Raw genomic sequence first — 21,665 nt, 5'->3', positions numbered from 1 at the left:
AGCGCTCGCCGCCCCGAGATCCCGCGCCGCAGTCGGCGAGGGCCGACCCGCCCGCCCTCCCGGTGGCCGTGGCCCGTTCGTCAGCCCGCCTCGGCGGCCGAGGACCTGCCGTTCGCCCCTTCCGGCGGTCGGCGGCCGGACGTCACCCGTCGCTCACCGGCGGCCGGGAACCGCGGCTCCGCCCCCACCCCGGGCGGCCCGCCGGGACGGCGACTGCCCGCCCGTACCTCCGCACCGGCGTCTCCGCCGGCCTCACCGTCCGCCGCGACCCGTCCCCGTACCACTCCCTTCCGCACCACCCGGAGTACCACCACCCATGGTTTCCCGTACCCGCCCGTCCGGGCCCGCTTCCCGCACTCGCGGGGGGCCCGGGCGCCGGCGTCTGCCCATGCGCCTGCTGCTGCCCCTGCTCCTCCTCGTCGCCCTCATGGCGATGCTCATGCTGCGCGGATACGTGCGCAGCGAGATCCTCGCCGACCACCGGGTCGGACCGCCCGCCGCCAGCGACCGGGTGCCGAAGGACATCCTCGAGGGCGGGCCGGTCATCGACACCCGCGGCGACAAGCCCACCAGTCACGAACTCCCCGACCGCGAGCTGGTGCTGACCTTCGACGACGGGCCGGACCCCGTCTGGACGCCCAAGGTCCTGGACGTACTGAGGAAGCACGACGCCCACGCCGTCTTCTTCATCACCGGCACCATGGCCTCCCGCCACCCGGACCTGGTCCAGCGCATGGTCGACGAGGGCCACGAGATCGGACTGCACACCTTCAACCACCCCGACCTGGCGCTGCAGGACAAGAGCCGCGTCGACTGGGAGCTGTCGCAGAACCAGCTCGCGCTCGCCGGAGCCGCCGGCATCCGCACCTCGCTGTTCCGGCCGCCCTACTCCTCGTTCGCCCGCAACATGGACAACAACTCCTGGCCGGTCACCGAGTACATCGGCAGCAAGGGCTATCTCACCGTCGTCAACAACAGCGACAGCGAGGACTGGCGCCGGCCCGGGGTCGAGAAGATCATCAGCAACGCCACCCCGAAGGACGGCAAGGGCGCCATCGTGCTGATGCACGACTCCGGCGGTGACCGCTCCCAGACCGTGGCCGCCCTCGACCGGTACATCTCCGGGCTGCAGGACCGCGGCTACCGCTTCCACACCCTCACCGCCGCGCTGGACGCGCCCAGCGCGCACACCCCCGTCAGCGGGCTGGACGCGCTGAAGGGCGAGGCGTGGGTCTTCCTGGTGCAGGCCTCCGAGCACACGACCGAGGTCCTCGTCGCCGGCCTGGCGGTCGTCGGCGTCCTCGTCCTCGCCCGCCTCGGGCTGATGCTGATCCTGTCGATCGCGCACGCCCGCCGGGTACGGCGGCGCGGCTTCCGCTGGGGCGAGCCCGTCACCGAACCGGTGTCCGTGCTCGTGCCCGCCTACAACGAGGCCAAGTGCATCGAGCAGACCGTCCGCTCCCTGGTGGCCAGTGACCACCCCATCGAGATCCTGGTCGTCGACGACGGCTCCAACGACGGCACCGCCCGCATCGTCGAGAACCTGAACCTGCCCGGCGTGCGCGTGGTCCGGCAGCTCAACGCGGGCAAGCCCGCCGCCCTGAACCGGGGCATCGCCAACGCCACGCACGACCTGATCGTGATGATGGACGGCGACACCGTCTTCGAGCCGACCACCGTCCGCGAACTCGTGCAGCCCTTCGGCGACCCGCGCGTCGGCGCCGTCGCCGGCAACGCCAAGGTCGGCAACCGGGACTCGCTCATCGGCGCCTGGCAGCACATCGAGTACGTCATGGGCTTCAACCTCGACCGGCGCATGTACGACGTGCTGCGCTGCATGCCCACCATCCCCGGCGCGGTCGGCGCGTTCCGGCGCAGCGCACTGGAGCGCGTCGGCGGCATGAGCGACGACACGCTCGCCGAGGACACCGACATCACCATGGCGCTGCACCGCGACGGCTGGCACGTGGTCTACGCGGAGAACGCCGTCGCCTGGACCGAGGCACCCGAGTCGGTCCAGCAGCTGTGGTCGCAGCGCTACCGCTGGTCGTACGGCACCATGCAGGCGATCTGGAAGCACCGCGGGGCCCTGTTCGACCGCGGTCACTCGGGCCGCTTCGGCCGGGTCGGCCTGCCGCTGGTGTCGCTGTTCATGGTCGTGGCGCCCCTGCTGGCCCCGCTGATCGACGTGTTCCTGCTGTACGGGCTGGTGTTCGGCCCGACCGAGAAGACCATCGGCGCCTGGCTCGGCGTCCTCGCCGTGCAGGGAGTGTGCGCGGCCTACGCGTTCCACCTCGACAAGGAACGCATGACCCACCTCGTCTCGCTGCCGCTCCAGCAGCTCCTCTACCGCCAGCTCATGTACGTCGTCCTGCTCCAGTCCTGGATCACCGCCCTCACCGGCGGCCGGCTGCGCTGGCAGAAGCTGCGCCGCACCGGAGCCGTCGGCCTGCCCGCACCCGGCACCGCACCCGGCACCCCGCAGCAGACGAGGGAGAAGAGGCCGGTGGCATGAGCACGCGCACCACCCCCGCCCCCGGGGCCGCGCCCGCCCCCGAGGCCCCGCCCGCCGCGCCGGCCGCCGCCCGCCCGCCCGTGCGCGACCGGTACTTCGACCTGCTGCGCGCCCTCGCGCTGTTCCGGGTCGTGCTGTACCACCTGACCGGCTGGGCCTGGCTGCCGCTGGTGTTCCCGTCCATGGGCGTGATGTTCGCGCTCGCCGGCAACCTCATGGCCCGTTCGCTCAAGCGCCCGGCCGCCGGGGTGATCCGCGGCCGGATGCGCCGGCTGCTGCCCCCGCTGTGGCTGCTGGGCGTCGTCGGCGTCACCGGCATGGTCCTGCAGGGCTGGGGGCCGGGCGACGAGGGGCACCCCGGCTGGTGGTGGCTCCACCTGGCCTTCTGGATCGTCCCGTTCAGCGACCCGCCCCACGCCGAGGGCCTGCCCGGGGTGCACGGCCTCATCGGTGAGAACTGGGCCGCCGAGCTGGCCGGTCCGCTGTGGTACATCCGCGCCTACCTCTGGTACGTGCTGCTGTCCCCGCTGCTGCTGAAGGCCCTGCGCGCCCTGCCGGCCGTCACGATCCTCATGCCGCTCGCCCTCGCGGTGGCCTTCGAGCAGAGCTGGCTCACGCTGCCCGGCGAGCGGGTCCCCTCCGCGCTCACCGACTTCTCCACCTTCGGCGCCTGCTGGATCCTCGGCATGGCCCACCAGGAGGGCGTCCTGGAGCGGCTGCCGCGCTACGTCGTTCCCTCGGTGGCGCCCGTCATCGCCCTGACGGGGCTGTGGTACGCGCTGCACCACGACTTCGGCCCCGGGAACGACCTGGACGGCATGCCCCTGGCGCAGGCCCTGTGGTCGTTCGGCACGGTGCTGGTGCTGCTGCACGTCAGCCCGTCCTGGTCGCAGTGGCCGCGCAGGCTGCGCGCCTTCGCCGGCACGATCACCCTGCTCAACTCGCGGGCCGTCACGATCTACCTCTGGCACAACACCTGCATCCTCGTCGCCGCGACCCTCTGGGACCGGCTGTGGGGCTTTCCGGTGCTGGAGGAGAACGTGCCGGGCCTGCTGGAGAGCGTCTGGCCGGTGCTGGTCCTGGTGTGGGTGCTGATCGGCTGCTGCGTCCTCGCCTTCGGCTGGGTGGAGGACCTGGCCGCCAGGCAGCGCCCCCGGCTGTGGCCCGCGGGTGACGCGCGGGGCGGGACCCGGGGCCGCGGGCGGGGGCGCCGCAGGCGGCCGGCGGCGGCCGGCTGACCCGGCCCCGGGCCGGGCGGCCGTGAGGGAACCGGCACCTCTCATCCCGCCCGCGCCCGGGGTGAGAGCAACGTTCCCTGCCGGTCACCGGGTGCCACAGACAGGAAACGCGTCCTCCCTACCTTCGGGACCAGTCACTCGAGCACGAGCGAGCCCCGGAGCACAGTGGAGGCGTCATGACAGGCCCTGGCACGGCACCCGCACCCCCGAGCAGGGGCGGACGCTGGATCCGGCACTGGGACCCGGAGAACGAGACGTTCTGGAAGGAGACGGGGGAGAGGGTCGCGCGCCGCAATCTCCTGTTCTCCGTGCTCTCCGAGCACATCGGCTTCTCGGTCTGGACCCTGTGGTCCGTGCTGGTGCTGTTCATGGGCCCGGAGTACGGACTGACCCCGGCCGACAAGTTCCTGCTGACCTCGATGGTCACCCTCGTCGGCGCCGTCGTCCGCGTCCCCTACACCTTCGCCGTCGCGGTCTTCGGCGGCCGGAACTGGACGATCGTCTCCGCGGCCCTGCTGCTGATCCCGACCGTCGCCGCCTTCGCGGTGATGGAACCGGGTACGTCCTTCTCCACGTTCCTGCTCGTCGGTCTCCTCGCCGGTGTCGGCGGCGGCAACTTCGCCTCCTCCATGACCAACATCAACGCCTTCTTCCCGCTGCGGAAGAAGGGCTGGGCGCTCGGCCTGAACGCGGGCGGCGGCAACATCGGCGTGCCGGTGGCGCAGCTCGTCGCGCTCGGCATCATCGGCGCCGGCGGCGGCCCGCGCGTGCTGCTCGGCATCTACATCCCGCTGATCGTCCTGGCCGCCGTGCTGGCCGCGCTGTTCATGGACAACCTGGAGCACGTCAGGAACGACACCGGTGCCGCCAAGGACGCCGCCCGGGACGGCCACACCTGGATCATGGCCGTCCTCTACATCGGCACGTTCGGCTCCTTCATCGGCTACAGCTTCGCCTTCGGCCAGGTCCTGACGAACCAGTTCGGCCGCACCCCGCTGCAGGCCGCCTACGTCACCTTCCTCGGTCCGCTGCTCGGCTCCCTGATCCGCCCCGTGGGCGGGCGGCTCGCCGACCGGTTCGGCGGGGCGCGGATCAGCCTGTACAACTACGTGGCCATGGCCGCCGCGACGGCGGTCCTCGTCGGGGCCTCCATCGCGAAGTCGCTCGCGCTGTTCACCGGGGCGTTCGTGGTGCTGTTCGTGCTCAGCGGGCTCGGCAACGGCTCGACGTTCAAGATGATCCCGGGCATCTTCCAGAACAAGGCGCTGGCCAAGGGGCTGACCGGCGAGGAGGCGGCGGCGTACGGGCGGCGGCTGTCCGGCGCGTCGATGGGGCTGATCGGCGCGGTGGGCGCGCTCGGCGGCGTCGGCATCAACCTCGCCTTCCGCCAGTCCTTCCTCTCCTACGGCTCCGGCACGGGCGCGTTCGTCGCCTTCCTGGCCTTCTACGCCGTCTGCTTCGTGATCACCTGGGCCGTATACCTTCGCCGTACGGCTCCCCGCGTGCCCGTCACCGCGTCGGCCGCGGAGGCGAAGCCCCAGCTCAGCTACGCCGACGTGTGACGTAACACCGACGACATCCCGCCGAACCGGGCCTGTCACGAGCCGTTGACAGGCTCGACCGGCATGCAGGTACGCCGTACCGACGCAGTACGACGACTCGAGTGCGGGACGAGAGCCATGTACCAGGAAGAACAGCGACCGGACCACGGCCCCCTGGCGGGCTTCACCGTGGGCGTCACGGCCGCGCGCCGGGCCGACGAGCTCGGGGCGCTGCTGCGGCGCCGCGGTGCCGCCGTCCTGCACGCCCCGGCCCTGCGGATCGTGCCCCTCGCCGACGACGGCGAACTGCTGGCCGCGACCGAGGACATCGTCCGGCGGGCACCGGACGTCGCGGTCGCCACCACCGCGATCGGCTTCCGGGGCTGGGTGGCGGCGGCGGACGGCTGGGGCTTGGGCGAGGACCTGCTCTCCCGGCTGGGCGGTGTGCGGATCCTGGCGCGCGGTCCGAAGGTCAAGGGCGCGGTGCGGGCGGCCGGGCTGACCGAGGAGTGGTCGCCGTCGTCGGAGTCCATGGCCGAGGTGCTGGAGCGGCTGCTGGAGGAGGGCGTCGACGGCCTGCGCATCGCCGTCCAGCTGCACGGCGAGCCGCTGCCCGGGTTCGTGGAGTCGCTGCGCGAGGGCGGGGCCGAGGTCGTCGGCGTGCCGGTCTACCGCTGGATGCCCCCGGAGGACATCGCCCCGGTCGACCGCCTCCTGGACGCGGCCGTCGCCCGGGCGCTGGACGCCGTGACGTTCACCAGCGCCCCGGCCGCGGCCTCCCTCCTGTCGCGCGCGGAGGAACGCGGACTGCTCGCCGAGCTCCTGGCGGCCCTGGGCCACGACGTCCTGCCCGCCTGCGTCGGACCGGTCACGGCCCTGCCGCTGCAGGCACGCGGCATCGACACGGTCCAGCCCGAGCGGTTCCGGCTCGGCCCGCTGGTGCAGCTCCTGTGCCGGGAACTCCCCGGCCGGGCGCGCTCGCTGCCGGTCGCCGGGCACCGGGTGGAGATCCGCGGCCACGCCGTCCTGGTCGACGGCGACCTCAGGCCCGTCCCGCCGGCCGGCATGTCGCTGCTGCGCGCCCTCGCCCGCCGGCCCGGCTGGGTCGTGGCCCGCTCCGACCTGCTGCGGGCGCTGCCCGGTTCCGGCCGTGACGAGCACGCGGTGGAGACGGCCATGGCCCGTCTGCGCACGGCCCTGGGCACGCCGAAGCTGATCCAGACGGTGGTCAAGCGCGGCTACCGCCTGGCCCTGGACCCGGCGGCGGAGACGAAGTACGCGGACGGGTGAGGGGGGCTCCGCCGCCCCCGGTGCGGGGCGTGCCGGGCCGTACGCCGCCCGCGCCGCAGGTCTTTCCGGCGGGCTCCGGGGCAGGCACTGTAAGAGGGACCGGTTTCCCGGCCCTCTCACTGGCGTCTCACCGACCCTAGGCGGTGACAGGCACATGGCACTGGGCACGGCCACGGCCCCCTACGAGCTGCGCTTCGACGCCGGGCGGATCTGCCTCGATCTGCTCTCCACCACGCACCCGGAGGAACGGCTGCACTCCGTGGACGTGCTGCGCGCCTGGATCACCGGTTCCGGACTCGTCCCGGCCGGCACGCCGCTGGGCCACGCCGACGCCGGCTGGCCCCCGGCCTTCCGCGAACTGCGCGACCAGATCGACCGGTTGGTCCGCGGCCGTCCCGGCGCGGGCGTCAGCACGTACGACTTCGCGCTCGCCCGCGTCAACGACCTGGCCTGCACCGCGCCCCCGGCCCCGCGCGCGGAACGCGACCCGGAGGACGGGCTCGTACGGCGGCTGGACGCGCCGCCCGCCTGCGCCGCCCTGCTCGCGGTGGTCGCCCGGGACGCCGTGGACCTGCTGACCGACCCGGTCGCCCGCGCGGCGCTGCGGCAGTGCGAGGGGGACAACTGCCCCCTCGTGTACCTGGACACCTCGCGGGGACGCAGGAGGCGGTGGTGCTCCAGCGAGGTCTGCGGCAACCGCGAGCGCGTCGCCCGGCACCGCCGCCGCGCGGCACTGGCCCGTCCCTGAAACGGAATTGAGTGGTCCGTGCACTCGATTTCCTTGTCCTGATTGCCACTTTCGCGCATGCGCGCCCGAAGTGATTAGGGACACATACCGTTTACCTACGCTCCCGTAGGGACAAGCGGGCCCGATCTCGTCCGTGTGGCGGAATTGTAAAGAACGGGGGGTGGGAATGTGCACCCATGTCCCCCTCCGTCACGTCACCCGGAAGAAAACTGCCTCCTCGCTTTGAACACCCAACGCCTCTTGTGCGTACGGCTTGTCGAGCGACCGACTGGGGGAACCCCCGGACATCGGAGGTGGGCGTGCGCAAGGATTCCGTCGTGGCCAATGAACGAGCACCGAGGGCCCGACATCGCATGTCCCAGCCCTCGGAACCCGACGAGGAGCTGATGCGTGCGCTCTACCGCGAACACGCCGGACCCCTGCTGGCCTACGTCCTGCGCCTGGTCGCCGGAGACCGGCAGCGCGCCGAGGACGTGGTGCAGGAGACGCTCATCCGTGCCTGGAAGAACGCCGGTCAGCTCAATCGGGCGACCGGTTCGGTACGCCCCTGGCTGGTGACGGTCGCCCGGCGCATCGTCATCGACGGCCACCGCAGCCGGCAGGCCCGGCCGCAGGAGGTCGACCCGTCGCCGCTGGAGGTCATCCCCGCGGAGGACGAGATCGACAAGGCGCTGTGGCTGATGACTCTGTCGGACGCACTCGACGACCTGACCCCCGCCCACCGGGAGGTGCTCGTCGAGACGTACTTCAAGGGGCGTACCGTCAATGAGGCGGCCGAGACCCTGGGCATACCCAGCGGCACGGTCCGCTCCAGGGTGTTCTACGCCCTGCGTTCGATGAAGCTGGCACTGGAGGAGCGGGGGGTGACGGCGTGATGAGTGTTTACGGGGGTAACCAAGGGTTCGGTGCGGGAGGCATGGGTATGTCTGGCCCCATGCAGGAATCTCCGGTGCCGAACGAGCACGAGACCGTGGGCGCGTACGCCCTCGGCATCCTCGACGACGCCGAAGCAACCGCTTTCGAGGCCCACCTCGCCACCTGCGAGTGGTGCGCCCAGCAGCTCGACGAGCTGGCCGGCATGGAGCCGATGCTCGCCGCCCTCGCCGACCTGCCCGGCTCCGGGAGCACCCCCGCCATCGGCGACTCGCTGTCCGCGAAGCCCCGGCCCCGCCTGGTGGAGAAACTGGTCGACGAGGTCGCCGACCGTCGCGCCCGAAAGCGCCGCCGCAGCTTCTACATGGTGGCCGCGGCCGGTGCGCTGATCGTCGGCGGTCCCTTCGTCGCGGTGGCGACCAGCGGTGGTGACGACGGTGGCGGCGCGCAGAACCGCCCGCTCGCGGCAAGCCCCGCCAAGGCGGCCTTCGACGGGATCTCCGACAAGATCACGGCCACCGACCCGACCACCAAGGTGACCGCGACGGTCGCCCTCCAGAAGAAGGACTGGGGCACCGGGACGGTCACGGAGCTGAAGAACGTCAAGGGCCCCCTCAAGTGCGCCCTGGTCGCCGTCGGCAAGAACGGCGAGCGGGAGACGCTGGCCTCCTGGTCCGTCCCGGAGTGGGGCTACGGCCTGCCCGACGCCGAGACGGAGAAGGCCAAGCAGCCGCTGTACGTCCAGGGCGGTGCCGCCTTCCAGCCGAACGACATCGACCACTTCGAGGTCGTGACCTTCGACGGCAAGCGGCTCGTCGAGGTCGACGCGTAGCATTGCCGGGTCCCCCTGGCGTACGGTGGACGGCTGCCCAGCACGTCAGAAGGGGACCCGGTGGCCGCTCAGGCTCAGCAGGAATCCGCGCTCGACTCCCTCAGAGACAGGGAGATCGGCGTCGAACAGCAACACCTGGACCGGGTGTACCGGCGCCTCGAGGAGAAGATCCACGAGGCGGAGTTCCTGATGCACGACGCCGCCCGGCGCGGCCAGGTCGGCACACCCGGCGCCCTGGCCGAGCGGGACGCGCAGGTCTTCCGCGCGGGCATCCACCTCAACCGGCTCAACAACGAGTTCGAGGACTTCCTCTTCGGCCGGATCGACCTGCTGCGCGGTAAGGACGGGAAGAAGGGCCCGGACGGCGCGTACACCGCGGTCGAGCCGGCGGAGGGCGCGGTGCGGCCGGACAACACCGCCGACATCGCCGAGACCCTCCACATCGGGCGCATCGGCGTCCTCGACGCCGACTACGCCCCGCTGGTCATCGACTGGCGTGCCCCGGCCGCCGCCCCCTTCTACCGCTCCACCCCGGTCGACCCCGGGCGGGTCGTGCGCCGCCGGGTCATCCGCTCCAAGGGCCGCAGGGTGCTCGGCGTCGAGGACGACCTGATGCGTCCCGAGCTGACGGCGTACCTGGACGGCGGGGAACTGCCCGTCATCGGCGACGGCGCCCTGATGGCCGCGCTCGGCCAGGCCCGCAGCCACACCATGCGCGACATCGTCGCCTCCATCCAGGCCGAGCAGGACCTGGTCATCCGCGCCCCCGCCGCCTCCGTGACCTACGTCGAGGGCGGTCCGGGCACCGGCAAGACCGCCGTCGCCCTGCACCGCGCGGCCTACCTCCTCTACCAGGACCGGCGCCGGTACGCGGGCGGCATCCTCATCGTCTCGCCCACCCCGCTGCTCGTCGCCTACACGGAGGGCGTGCTGCCCTCCCTCGGCGAGGAGGGCCAGGTCGCCATCCGGGCCATCGGCTGCCTGGTCGACGGCGCCGAGGCCACGCTGTACGACTCCCCGTCCGTGGCCCGGGCCAAGGGCTCCTCGCGCATGCTCAAGGTGCTGCGCAAGGCCGCCCGCGGCGCCCTGGAGCGGAGCGACAGCCCCGACCGGCTGCGCGTGGTCGCCTTCGGCCGCCGCCTGGAGCTGGAGGCCGGGGAGCTCGCCGGCATCCGCCGGGCCGCCCTCGGCGGCACCGCCCCCGTCAACCTGCTGCGCCCCCGCGCCCGCAAGCTGCTGCTGGACGCCCTGTGGGAGCGCTCCGGCGCCGCCGGGCGGCACACCGACCCGGAGCTGGCCGCCGAGCTGCGCTCCTCCTTCGACGAGGACATCACCTCGGAGGACGCCTTCATCGCCTTCCTGGACGCCTGGTGGCCGGAGCTGACCCCGGGGGCCGTCCTGAACGCCATGGCCGACGAGCGGCGCCTCGGCCGCTGGGCCCGGCGCGTGCTCAACCCCGGCGAGGTCCGCAAGGTCGCCCGCTCCCTGAGGCGCGAGGGCCGGTCCGTGCACGACATCGCCCTGCTCGACGAGCTCCAGGCGATCCTCGGCGCCCCCGCCCGCCCCCGCAAGCGGCGCGAACTCGACCCGCTGGACCAGCTCACCGGCCTGGAGGAACTGATGCCGGTGCGCGAGGAGTCGCAGCGCGAACGCGCCGAGCGCCTCGCCCAGGAGCGCACCGAGTACGCCCACGTCATCGTCGACGAGGCGCAGGACCTCACGCCGATGCAGTGGCGCATGGTGGGCCGCCGCGGCCGGCACGCCACCTGGACGGTCGTCGGCGACCCGGCCCAGTCCTCCTGGTCCGACCCGGACGAGGCCGCCGAGGCGCGTGACGAGGCCCTCGGCACGCGTCCGCGCCGCCGCTTCGAGCTCACCGTCAACTACCGCAACCCGGCCGAGATCGCCGAGCTGGCCGCGAAGGTCCTCGCCCTCGCCATGCCCGGCTCCGCCTCTCCGAAGGCGGTCCGCTCCACCGGCGTCGAACCGCGCTTCACGGTCGCCGGCCACGACCTCGGCGACACGGTCCGCGCCGAGGCCGCGCGGCTGCTGGAGCGGGTCGACGGCACGGTCGGCGTGGTCGTCGCGATGAACCGCCGCGAGGAGGCCCGCCGCTGGCTGGCCGGACTCGGCGACCGGGTGGTGGCCCTCGGCAGCCTGGAGGCCAAGGGCCTGGAGTACGACGCGACGGTCGTGGTCTCCCCGGCGGAGATCGCCGACGAGTCCCCGGCCGGCCTGCGGGTGCTGTACGTCGCGCTGACCCGCGCCACCCAGCAGCTCACGGTCGTCTCGGCCGAACGGGACGAGCCCGACGCGGCCGGAATCCCGGACCTGCTCAGGGACTGACGGGGGTTACCCACCTATCGGCGAAATGAACTACCGATACGGGAATGGCCTTACGGGATCTGTTTGTTAGCCTGGAGGTGGCACCGGCTCGATCCAAGCCCCCGGGCCCAACCTTCGTCGCTACGAGCGACCACTTGCCGCGAGGCGAGCATGGCGGGTCGGTGCCACCCAAGCGTGAAAGAGACCCACGTCGCGTGACGTGGGTCTCTTCGTGCGCGCCCGTTCCGCGAACAAAACGTTCGCAATAGGGCCCGGCTACCCGCTACTCGGCGGTAGGTGCGACGATCGGACGGCACAAAACAGCGTCAGGTGAAAGCAGAGGAAGTCGGCCATGGCAACGGCGCCCAGCGTCTCCTACTCGATGACGGTCCGGCTGGAGGTGCCCGCGAGCGGAACGGCCGTCTCGCAGCTCACCACCGCCGTGGAGTCCTCCGGAGGCTCGGTGACCGGCCTCGACGTCACCGCCTCCGGCCACGAGAAGCTCCGCATCGACGTCACCATCGCGGCGACCTCCACCTCCCACGCGGACGAGATCGTGGAGAAGCTGCGCGGCATCGAGGGCGTCACGCTCGGCAAGGTCTCGGACCGGACCTTCCTCATGCACCTCGGCGGCAAGATCGAGATGGCGTCCAAGCACCCCATCCGCAACCGCGACGACCTGTCCATGGTCTACACGCCCGGCGTGGCCCGCGTCTGCATGGCGATCGCCGAGAACCCCGAGGACGCCCGCCGCCTCACCATCAAGCGCAACTCCGTTGCGGTCGTGACGGACGGATCGGCGGTGCTGGGCCTGGGCAACATCGGCCCGAAGGCCGCGCTGCCCGTCATGGAGGGCAAGGCGGCCCTCTTCAAGCGCTTCGCCGGCATCGACGCCTGGCCGATCTGCCTCGACACCCAGGACACCGACGCCATCGTCGAGATCGTCAAGGCCATCGCCCCGGGCTTCGCGGGCATCAACCTCGAGGACATCTCCGCGCCGCGCTGCTTCGAGATCGAGGCCCGGCTGCGCGAGGCCCTCGACATCCCGGTCTTCCACGACGACCAGCACGGCACCGCGATCGTCGTCCTCGCCGCGCTGACCAACGCGCTGCGTGTCGCGGGCAAGGCGATCGAGAACATCCGCGTGGTCATGTCCGGCGCCGGGGCCGCCGGCACGGCCATCCTGAAGCTGCTGCTCGCCGCGGGCGTGAAGAACGCCGTCGTGGCCGACATCCACGGCGTCGTGCACGCCGGCCGCGAGGACCTGGTGGACGCCGCCCCGGACTCGGCGCTGCGCTGGATCGCCGACAACACCAACCCCGAGGGCCTCACCGGCACCCTGAAGGAGGCGGTGCGCGGCGCGGACGTCTTCATCGGCGTCTCGGCCCCGAACGTCCTCGACGGCACCGACGTGGCCGCCATGGCCGAGGGCGCCATCGTGTTCGCGCTCGCGAACCCGGACCCCGAGGTCGACCCGGCGATCGCCCGCCAGACCGCCGCCGTCGTCGCCACGGGCCGTTCCGACTTCCCGAACCAGATCAACAACGTGCTGGTCTTCCCGGGCGTCTTCCGCGGTCTGCTGGACGCGCAGTCGCGCACCGTCAACACGGAGATGATGCTCGCCGCCGCGAAGGCCCTGGCCGACGTGGTGACCGAGGACGAGCTGAACCCGAACTACATCATCCCCAGCGTCTTCAACGACAAGGTCGCCGGCGCGGTCGCCGGGGCCGTGCGCGAGGCCGCCAGGGCCGTCGGCGCGGCGGCGGGCAGCACGTCCGGCGTCTGACGGGGCACCGCAGGGGGCGCCGCCGCGGTCCGGGGGCGGGGCGCCCCCGGACTGTGAGTAACCCCACGGCCGCCCGGAGCGCGGCGCGTCGCACGACCCCCGTCAGCGGCGGAGTTATCGTGGCGCCAGGCTCAGGCCCTCTTTTCGTGTGACTCCCAAGGGTGTTCCCACGACTCCTGCGGGTGCCGGATTGGCTTTCCCGCCGCAGGTAGAGGCAGGATGCGTCTCTGGGCGCGAGGGTCTGACGACGGACCCGGGTCCGGGGACTCATGGAGGACCCTGGCAGCATCGGCTTCGATCTGACGCCTCAACGGCAAGATGAACACGGGAGTAACAACATGAACCGCAGTGAGCTGGTGGCCGCGCTGGCCGACCGCGCCGAGGTGACCCGCAAGGACGCCGACGCCGTGCTGGCCGCGTTCGCCGACGTCGTCGGCGACATCGTCTCCAAGGGCGACGAGAAGGTCACCATCCCCGGCTTCCTGACCTTCGAGCGCACCCACCGTGCCGCTCGTACCGCCCGCAACCCGCAGACCGGCGAGCCCATCCAGATCCCCGCCGGCTACAGCGTGAAGGTCTCCGCGGGCTCGAAGCTCAAGGAAGCGGCCAAGGGCAAGTAAGCGTTCCGTCGCGAGCGCCGTGGGCGACTGCGGACCGGCCAAGGCCGGTCGCGCAGTTCCCCGCGCCCCTCGGGGCGCGGGACCACCGAGAGCCGCATGACAACGCCGAGGGGCGGCCACCTGGACTCCAGGTGGCCGCCCCTCGGCGTTGCGTCGGCCTCAGCCGAGTGCCTTGCCCGGCAGTTCGACCTTCGCGCCGAGCTCGACGAGCTTCTCCATGAAGTTCTCGTAGCCGCGGTTGATCAGGCCGATGCCGTGGACCCGGGACGTGCCCTGGGCGGCGAGAGCGGCGATGAGGTACGAGAAGCCGCCGCGCAGGTCGGGGATGACCAGGTCGGCGCCCTGCAGCCTGGTGGGGCCGGAGACCACCGCGGAGTGCAGGAAGTTGCGCTGGCCGAAGCGGCAGTCGGAGCCGCCCAGGCACTCGCGGTAGAGCTGGATGTGCGCGCCCATCTGGTTCAGCGCGGAGGTGAAGCCGAGGCGGGACTCGTAGACCGTCTCGTGGATGATGGACAGGCCCGTCGCCTGGGTCAGGGCGACCACCAGCGGCTGCTGCCAGTCGGTCTGGAAGCCCGGGTGGACGTCCGTCTCCAGCGCGATGGACTTCAGCTGCCCGCCGGGGTGCCAGAAGCGGATGCCCTCGTCGTCGATCTCGAAGGCACCGCCCACCTTCCGGTAGGTGTTCAGGAACGTCATCATCGAGCGCTGCTGCGCGCCGCGGACGTAGATGTTGCCCTCGGTCGCCAGCGCCGCCGACGCCCAGGAGGCGGCCTCCAGGCGGTCCGGCAGGGCGCGGTGGTTGTAGCCGCCGAGCTGGTCCACACCGGTGATGCGGATCGTCCGGTCGGTGTCCATCGCGATGATGGCGCCCATCTTCTGCAGGACGCAGATGAGGTCCTCGATCTCCGGCTCGACGGCCGCGTTCGAGAGCTCGGTGACGCCCTCGGCGAGGACGGCCGTCAGCAGCACCTGCTCGGTCGCGCCGACGGACGGGTAGGGCAGCTTGATCTTGGTGCCGCGCAGTCGCCGCGGCGCCTCCAGGTACTGGCCGTCCGCCCGCTTCTCGATCTTCGCGCCGAACTGCCGCAGCACCTCGAAGTGGAAGTCGATGGGCCGGCCGCCGATGTCGCAGCCGCCGAGGCCGGGGATGAACGCGTGGCCGAGGCGGTGCAGCAGGGGACCGCAGAACAGGATCGGGATACGGCTGGAACCGGCGTGGGCATCGATGTCGGCGACGTTGGCGCTCTCCACGCGCGTCGGATCCATCACCAGTTCGCCGGGCTCCTCACCCGGACGGACCGTCACACCGTGCAGCTGCAGCAGACCCCGCACCACCCGCACGTCGCGGATGTCCGGGACATTGCGCAGCCGGCTCGGAGCGCTGCCCAGCAGCGCTGCGACCATGGCCTTCGGTACGAGATTCTTCGCACCGCGGACACGGATCTCGCCCTCCAGCGGGGTTCCGCCGTGGACAAGCAGGACATCGTCGTTGACGGTCATGAATCTCGCGTTCCATGGAGTCGGGCAGGGGCCAGGAGGGAAAGGGTAATCGCCTTCGACCCTCCTTCTGTAAGCCCGAGGAGGGCCCAGCCGCGTCATAGGTCTGTCACAACACGCGCCGTTCCGTGCCGATCACGAGTAGTCACGATCACGTTCGTGCGCGCGGGGCGCGCCGGTACGCCCTGAGCTGCGCTGCCTCCCGGTGCCCCATTGGCTCCCCACGGAGAGGCAAGATGCGGGATCATGTCTGGCATGACCGAGGTGTCCTCGCTCACAGGGCGGTTGCTCGTGGCCACCCCCGCCCTGGCGGACCCGAACTTCGACCGTGCGGTGGTGCTGCTCCTCGACCACGACGAGGAGGGCTCCCTCGGTGTCGTCCTCAACCGCCCCACCCCGGTGGACGTGGGCGACATCCTGGACGGCTGGGGGGACCTCGCCGTCGAGCCCGGGGTCGTCTTCCAGGGCGGCCCGGTGTCCCTGGACTCGGCCCTCGGGGTCGCGGTCGTCCCGGGCGGCGCCTCCGGCGAGGCCGCCCCGCTCGGCTGGCGCCGGGTGCACGGCGCGATCGGGCTGGTCGACCTGGAGGCACCGCCCGAGCTGCTGGCCTCGGCGCTCGGCTCCCTGCGGATCTTCGCCGGGTACGCGGGCTGGGGGCCGGGCCAGCTGGAGGACGAGCTGGTCGAGGGGGCCTGGTACGTGGTCGAGTCGGAGCCCGGCGACGTCTCCAGCCCGTCCCCCGAGCGGCTGTGGCGCGAGGTGCTGCGGCGCCAGCGCAGCGACCTGGCGATGGTCGCCACGTACCCCGACGACCCTTCGCTCAACTGATGCGTGTGACCTTCAGTACCCTTGGCTCCATGAGCACTCTCGAGCCCGAGCGCGGGACTGGTACGGGGACCCTCGTAGAGCCGACGCCGCAGACGTCCTCCGGTGACGGTGACCACGAGCGCTTCGCCCACTACGTCCAGAAGGACAAGATCATGGCGAGCGCGCTCGACGGCACCCCCGTCGTGGCGCTGTGCGGCAAGGTCTGGGTGCCGGGCCGCGATCCGAAGAAGTACCCCGTGTGTCCCATGTGCAAGGAGATCTACGAGTCCATGGGCTCCGGCGGCGACGACAAGGGCAAGGGCGACAAGTAGCCCCGGTCTTCCGGGTGCAGTAGCCCCGGTCTTCCCGGTGCAAGGCCCCCAGGGTGCGTTTTGCGCGCCCTGGGGGCCTTTGTGCTGCCCGGGCGTTGCACGGGGTGCGTTCGCCGGTCACAGAGTGGTTGAGACCTCTTGTGGGTGCGTTCATGAAGTACCTAGCCTCCCAGGTGTTGTGCACAGCGAAACCGTCATTGCGCATGTTGCAACACTCTCGCGGAGGAGCACTCCATGAAGCTGTCCGTCCGTATCGCCGGTCTCACCGCGCTCGCGGCCCTCGCGGCCGGTGCCTGCGCGCCCCAGACCTCAGACAACGCCTCCTCCGGCAAGGACGAGAAGAGCGGCACCCTGCGCGTGTGGCTCTTCCAGGAGGTCGGCAACGCCCCGAAGGAGAAGGTCGTCGACGCGGTCGTCGCCGACTTCGAGAAGAAGCACGAGGGCACGCGGGTCGACGTCGAGTACATCCCCGTCGAGACCCGCGCCCAGCGCGTCAAGGCCGCCTTCAACGACCCGTCCTCCGCGCCGGACGTGATGGAGTTCGGCAACACCGACACGGCCGGCTACGTGAAGGACGGCGGACTCCTCGACGTCACCGGGGAGTTCGGCAAGTGGGCCGAGACCAAGGACACCGACCCCACTGCGAAGCGGTCGGTCACGGTGGACGGCAAGGTCTACGGCGCACCCCTGTACGTCGGCGTCCGCGCCCTGTACTACCGCACGGACGTCTTCGACGAACTCGGCCTGGAGCCACCGAGGTCGATGGCCGAACTGGCCTCCGCCGCACGCGAGATCCGCGCCGCGAAGCCCGGGATGTACGGCCTGGCCGTCGGCGGCGCCTACACCTACGGCGCGATGCCCTTCGTCTGGGCCCACGGCGGTGAACTCGCCGACGGCGAGGGCGGTTCGTACGCCTCCGGGATCGACAGCCCCGCGGCACGCAAGGGCATCAAGGCGTACACCTCCCTGTTCGGCGACGACAACTGCCCGGCGGCCAAGTGCGCGGGCATGGGCGGCAACGACACGGTCACGGCGTTCGCCGCGGGCAAGGCGGGCATGGCGATCGGCGGCGACTTCAGCCACGCCGCCGTCGAGGCGGGCAAGGTCAAGGGCAAGTACGCGGTCGTCCCGCTGCCCGGGGTGAAGCCGGGCTCGATCGCCCCGGCCTTCGCGGGCGGCAACAACATCGGCGTCCTGAAGAGCACCTCCCACCGCACGCTCGCCGTCGACCTGATGAAGCGGCTCGCCGGCAAGCAGACCCAGAGCGAACTCTTCGACGCGATGGGCTTCCTGCCCACCTTCACGGACGTCCGCCGGCGGGCTGCCGCCGAGGAGCCGTTCGTGAAGCCGTTCGTGCGGACCCTGTCGGCCGGCACCGAGTTCGTGCCCGCGTCGCCCGCGTGGGCGCAGATCGACTCCTCCCTCGTCCTGCCGGCGATGTTCCAGGAGATCGTCAGCGGCAGGAAGGACGTCGCCAAGGCATCGGCCGACGCCGCGAAGAAGATGAACGCCGCGTTCGGCTCCGCGGGGTGACCCGGATGAACGACCGCACGGAAACGGCAAGAACGAAGCCCACCGGTGCGGCGGGCGGGCCGGCGGCAGCCGCGCGTGGTCGGGCCGGTGAGGCGGGCGGCCCGGTCCTGGGGCCTTCCGCTGGTGCCGTCGGGGCCGGGCCGGCGCCCGTCGGTGTGCCCGCCGCACGCAGGGGCGGTGGCACGCCCGGGCGAACCGGTGCCGCGCGCCGCAGCGGGGCGGGCGGCACCGGGCGGGTCTCCGGCGGCTGGACCCCGTGGCTGTACCTCGCGCCCGCGCTCGTCGTGCTGGGCGGGCTGCTGGTCTACCCGATCTACCAGCTCGGCCTGATCTCCCTCTTCGAGTACACCCAGGCCCAGGTCAGCGGCGGCGAGCCGGCCACCTTCCAGGGCTTCGGCAACTACGCCGAGCTGTTCGGCGACCCGCAGTTCTGGCAGGTGCTGCTCGCCACGGTGCTGTTCGCGGCGGCCTGCGTCGTCTCCACCCTCGCCGTCGGCTGCGCCCTGGCCGTGCTCCTCACCCGCGTACGGGCCGTGCCCCGGCTCGCGCTGATGCTCGCCGCGATGGGCGCCTGGGCCACCCCGGCCGTGACCGGCTCCACCGTCTGGCTCTTCCTCTTCGACCCGGACTTCGGCCCGGTGAACCGGGTGCTGGGCCTCGGCGACCACTCCTGGACCTACGGCCGCCTGAGCGCCTTCTTCCTGGTGCTGCTCGAAGTGGTCTGGTGCTCCTTCCCGTTCGTGATGGTGACCGTCTACGCGGGGATCCGCGCCGTCCCCGGAGAAGTGCTGGAGGCCGCCTCCCTGGACGGGGCCTCGCAGTGGCGGATCTGGCGGTCCGTGCTCGCCCCGATGCTCCGGCCGATCCTGGTCGTCGTCACCATCCAGTCGGTCATCTGGGACTTCAAGGTCTTCACCCAGATCTACGTCATGACGGGCGGGGGCGGCATCGCCGGCCAGAACCTCGTCCTCAACGTCTACGCGTACCAGCAGGCGTTCGCGTCCTCGCAGTACGGCCTCGGCTCCGCGATCGGCGTCGTGATGCTGCTGATCCTGCTCGCCGTCACGCTGGCGTACCTGCGGCTGCTGCGCCGGCAGGGGGAGGAACTGTGAACCGTGCACGCGCCCTGGTGCGCCGGCCCGGGCGGCTCGCGGCCGAGGCCTCGGCCCTGCTGATCGCCGTCGCCGTCGCGTTCCCGCTGTACTGGATGGTGCTCAGCGCCTTCAAACCGGCCGGGGAGATCGAGTCGAGCGAGCCCCGGCCGTGGACCCTCGCGCCCTCCCTGTACTCCTTCCGCAGGGTCTTCGGGCAGCAGGAATTCGGCCGCTACTTCCTCAACAGCCTCCTCGTCGCGGGGTGCGTGGTGCTGGCCTCCGCGCTGATCGCCTTCCTCGCCGCGACCGCCGTGACGCGCTTCCGGTTCCGGATGCGCACCACTTTGCTGATCATGTTCCTGGTGGCGCAGATGGTGCCCGTGGAAGCCCTCACGATCCCCTTGTTCTTCCTCATGCGGGACGCCGGCCAGCTGAACACCCTGGGGTCGCTGATCCTGCCCCACATCGCCTTCTCGCTGCCCTTCGCGATCTGGATGCTGCGCGGGTTCGTGAAGGCCGTTCCGGAGGCGCTCGAGGAGGCCGCGTACATCGACGGGGCGAGCCGGGCGCGCTTCCTGTGGCAGATCCTCTTCCCGCTCGTCCTGCCCGGCCTCGTCGCCACCAGCGTGTTCTCGTTCATCTCCGCCTGGAACGACTTCCTGTTCGCCAAGTCGTTCATCATCAGCGACACGTCGCAGTCGACCCTGCCGATGGCCCTGCTGGTGTTCCACAAGCCCGACGATCCGGACTGGGGCGGTGTCATGGCCGCCTCCACCGTGATGACGATCCCCGTGCTGGTCTTCTTCGTACTCGTACAGCGGCGCCTGGTCTCCGGACTGGGCGGCGCGGTGAAGGACTGACATGAGCGACCTGATCCCGGCCCCCCGCAGCACCACCCCGGGTGGCGGCGAGGTGCGGCTGACGCCGGACTCCCGCCTGCACGCCGACGCGCCCGCGGAGGGCGTCGCACGCCTGCTGGGCGCCGCCCTCCGCCAGGCCACCGGCCTGCCGCTGCGCGAGGGGGACGGCACCGGCGCCGGCGAGGGCGACATCCGGCTGGGGCTGCGGGCCGGACTCGGCCCCGAGGAGTACCGCCTCGTCAGCGGCCCCGACGGCGTCCTCGTCGAGGGCGGCGGCGCGGCCGGCGTCCTCTGGGGTGCCCAGACGCTGCGTCAGCTCCTCGGCCCGGACGCCTACCGCCGGGCCCCCGTCCGCCGCGACCGCGTGTGGGCCGTGCCGCACGTGACGATCGAGGACGCCCCGCGCTTCCGCTGGCGCGGGCTGATGCTCGACGTCGCCCGGCACTTCATGCCCAAGGACGGCGTCCTGCGCTACCTCGACCTGATGGCGGCGCACAAACTCAACGTCTTCCACTTCCACCTGACGGACGACCAGGGCTGGCGTGTCGAGATCCGGCGCCATCCACGGCTGACCGGGACCGGCTCGTGGCGGGCGCGCACCAAAACCGGCCACCGGGCCTCGCCGCTGTGGGAGGACAAGCCGCACGGCGGCTACTACACCCAGGACGACATCCGCGAGATCGTCGCCTACGCCGCCGAGCGGCACATCACCGTCGTCCCCGAGATCGACGTGCCCGGACACTCGCAGGCAGCCATCGCCGCCTACCCGGAACTCGGCAACACCGACGTCGTCGACACCACCGCCCTGTCCGTCTGGGACACCTGGGGCGTCAACCCGAACGTACTCGCCCCCACCGACACCACCCTGCGCTTCTACGAGGGCGTCCTGGAGGAGGTGCTGGAGCTGTTCCCCTCGGAGTTCGTCCACATCGGCGGCGACGAGTGCCCCAAGGACCAGTGGCGGCGCTCGGCCACCGCGCAGGCGCGCATCAGGGAACTGGGACTCGCGGACGAGGACGCCCTCCAGTCCTGGTTCATCGGGCGCTTCGACGCGTGGCTCACCGCGCGCGGGCGGCGGCTGATCGGCTGGGACGAGATCCTGGAGGGAGGCCTGGCGAAGGGCGCGGCCGTGTCCTCCTGGCGGGGTTACGCCGGGGGCATCGCCGCCGCCCGGGCGGGCCACGACGTCGTCATGTGCCCCGAGCAGCAGGTGTACCTGGACCACCGTCAGGCCCCGGGCCCCGAGGAGCCGGTACCGATCGGGTGGGTGCGCACCCTGGAGGACGTCTACCGGTTCGAGCCGGTGCCCCCGGAGCTGACGCCCGAGGAGGCCCGGCACGTGCTGGGCACCCAGGCCAACCTGTGGACGGAGGTGATGGAGGACCAGGGACGCGTCGACTACCAGGCGTTCCCCCGGCTCGCGGCCTTCGCGGAGGTCGCCTGGAGCGCCCTGCCGGCCCCGGAGGAACGGGACTTCGCCGCCTTCGAGCGCCGGATGACCGCCCACTACCGGCGGCTGGACGCCCTGGGTGTCGCCTACCGGCCGCCCTCCGGTCCGCTGCCCTGGCAGCAGCGCCCGGGAGTGCTGGGCCGCCCGGCCGACGGACCGCCGCCCGGCCGGTAACAGCCCGTCACGTCGACCGAACAGGTCGAACAGACCCCGGAAAAAGCGCACAAGGGTCACCGAAAGTGCCAATCGGCACGCACTGGCGAACCCGTGCGAAATCGGACCATGCCGCCGGTGAGGTGGGCGAATGCCTCCTACTGGACCCGT

The 21,665-nt window shown here is 71.8% G+C and carries 17 protein-coding genes; 16 read left to right on the top strand and 1 reads right to left on the bottom strand.

What is annotated here, in order from left to right; genetic code table 11:
- Nucleotides 1–316: 316 nt before the first annotated feature.
- The 10 genes from Q5694_RS16020 to Q5694_RS15975 all read left to right on the top strand — a co-directional run bounded on the left by Q5694_RS16020 (nt 317) and on the right by Q5694_RS15975 (nt 13,768).
- Nucleotides 317–2,515 carry a bifunctional polysaccharide deacetylase/glycosyltransferase family 2 protein gene (locus tag Q5694_RS16020; protein ID WP_333933650.1) on the top strand — a complete coding sequence of 733 codons (2,199 nt, stop codon included), beginning with the start codon at nt 317–319 and terminating at the stop codon, nt 2,513–2,515.
- Complete coding sequence (locus tag Q5694_RS16015) at nt 2,512–3,753, top strand: acyltransferase family protein (RefSeq protein WP_333933649.1); 1,242 nt, start codon at nt 2,512–2,514, stop codon at nt 3,751–3,753. The genes Q5694_RS16020 and Q5694_RS16015 overlap by 4 nt, the downstream gene beginning before the upstream one ends.
- Nucleotides 3,754–3,929: 176 nt before the next feature.
- A complete protein-coding gene (locus Q5694_RS16010; protein WP_333933647.1) occupies nt 3,930–5,315 on the top strand; it encodes a nitrate/nitrite transporter in 1,386 nt (461 codons plus the stop codon).
- A 117-nt stretch (nt 5,316–5,432) separates the two neighbouring features.
- Complete coding sequence (locus tag Q5694_RS16005) at nt 5,433–6,584, top strand: uroporphyrinogen-III synthase (RefSeq protein WP_333933645.1); 1,152 nt, start codon at nt 5,433–5,435, stop codon at nt 6,582–6,584.
- Nucleotides 6,585–6,738: 154 nt separating this feature from the next.
- The gene (locus Q5694_RS16000; RefSeq protein ID WP_333933644.1) at nt 6,739–7,332 is read left to right on the top strand and encodes a CGNR zinc finger domain-containing protein; all 594 of its coding nucleotides are present in this window, start codon (nt 6,739–6,741) and stop codon (nt 7,330–7,332) included.
- 353 nt (nt 7,333–7,685) lie between these two features.
- Complete coding sequence (locus tag Q5694_RS15995) at nt 7,686–8,207, top strand: sigma-70 family RNA polymerase sigma factor (RefSeq protein WP_010039908.1); 522 nt, start codon at nt 7,686–7,688, stop codon at nt 8,205–8,207.
- A complete protein-coding gene (locus Q5694_RS15990) occupies nt 8,207–9,037 on the top strand; it encodes an anti-sigma factor family protein (protein ID WP_333933629.1) in 831 nt (276 codons plus the stop codon). The genes Q5694_RS15995 and Q5694_RS15990 overlap by 1 nt, the downstream gene beginning before the upstream one ends.
- A gap of 60 nt (nt 9,038–9,097) precedes the next feature.
- The gene (locus Q5694_RS15985) at nt 9,098–11,383 is read left to right on the top strand and encodes a HelD family protein (protein ID WP_333933627.1); all 2,286 of its coding nucleotides are present in this window, start codon (nt 9,098–9,100) and stop codon (nt 11,381–11,383) included.
- 331 nt (nt 11,384–11,714) lie between these two features.
- On the top strand, nt 11,715–13,148 hold the full coding sequence (locus Q5694_RS15980; protein ID WP_333933626.1) for an NAD-dependent malic enzyme: 1,434 nt from the start codon (nt 11,715–11,717) through the stop codon (nt 13,146–13,148).
- 338 nt (nt 13,149–13,486) lie between these two features.
- Nucleotides 13,487–13,768 (top strand): HU family DNA-binding protein, encoded by a 282-nt coding sequence (locus Q5694_RS15975; RefSeq protein WP_003990598.1) that lies wholly within the window; start codon nt 13,487–13,489, stop codon nt 13,766–13,768.
- A gap of 159 nt (nt 13,769–13,927) precedes the next feature.
- Here the strand turns inward: Q5694_RS15975 and murA are convergent, their stop codons facing one another.
- Complete coding sequence (murA, locus tag Q5694_RS15970) at nt 13,928–15,268, bottom strand: UDP-N-acetylglucosamine 1-carboxyvinyltransferase (protein WP_333933621.1); 1,341 nt, start codon at nt 15,266–15,268, stop codon at nt 13,928–13,930.
- 252 nt (nt 15,269–15,520) lie between these two features.
- Here murA and Q5694_RS15965 point away from each other — a divergent pair, with 252 nt between their 5' ends.
- The 6 genes from Q5694_RS15965 (at nt 15,521) to Q5694_RS15940 (ending at nt 21,515) form a co-directional block, all read left to right on the top strand.
- Complete coding sequence (locus Q5694_RS15965; protein WP_333933620.1) at nt 15,521–16,093, top strand: YqgE/AlgH family protein; 573 nt, start codon at nt 15,521–15,523, stop codon at nt 16,091–16,093.
- A gap of 29 nt (nt 16,094–16,122) precedes the next feature.
- Entirely contained in the window at nt 16,123–16,404 is a 282-nt protein-coding gene (locus tag Q5694_RS15960) for a DUF3039 domain-containing protein (RefSeq protein ID WP_333933618.1), read from the top strand.
- A gap of 234 nt (nt 16,405–16,638) precedes the next feature.
- On the top strand, nt 16,639–17,937 hold the full coding sequence (locus tag Q5694_RS15955; protein ID WP_333933617.1) for an extracellular solute-binding protein: 1,299 nt from the start codon (nt 16,639–16,641) through the stop codon (nt 17,935–17,937).
- A 155-nt stretch (nt 17,938–18,092) separates the two neighbouring features.
- Nucleotides 18,093–19,049, top strand: coding sequence for a carbohydrate ABC transporter permease (locus tag Q5694_RS15950; RefSeq protein ID WP_443040884.1), 957 nt, complete (start codon nt 18,093–18,095; stop codon nt 19,047–19,049).
- Nucleotides 19,046–19,891, top strand: a complete 846-nt coding sequence (locus Q5694_RS15945; RefSeq protein WP_333933616.1) for a carbohydrate ABC transporter permease — start codon at nt 19,046–19,048, stop codon at nt 19,889–19,891. Before Q5694_RS15950 ends, Q5694_RS15945 begins: the two co-directional genes overlap by 4 nt.
- Before the next feature lies 1 nt (nt 19,892).
- The gene (locus tag Q5694_RS15940) at nt 19,893–21,515 is read left to right on the top strand and encodes a beta-N-acetylhexosaminidase (protein WP_333933615.1); all 1,623 of its coding nucleotides are present in this window, start codon (nt 19,893–19,895) and stop codon (nt 21,513–21,515) included.
- Nucleotides 21,516–21,665 lie beyond the last annotated feature (150 nt).

The organism is Streptomyces sp. AHA2 (assembly GCF_036857595.1).
In the GTDB taxonomy this organism is placed as follows: Bacteria; Actinomycetota; Actinomycetes; order Streptomycetales; family Streptomycetaceae; genus Streptomyces.
Note: the sequence above shows the minus strand (reverse complement) of the source record. Positions and strands in the feature narration are given on the sequence as shown.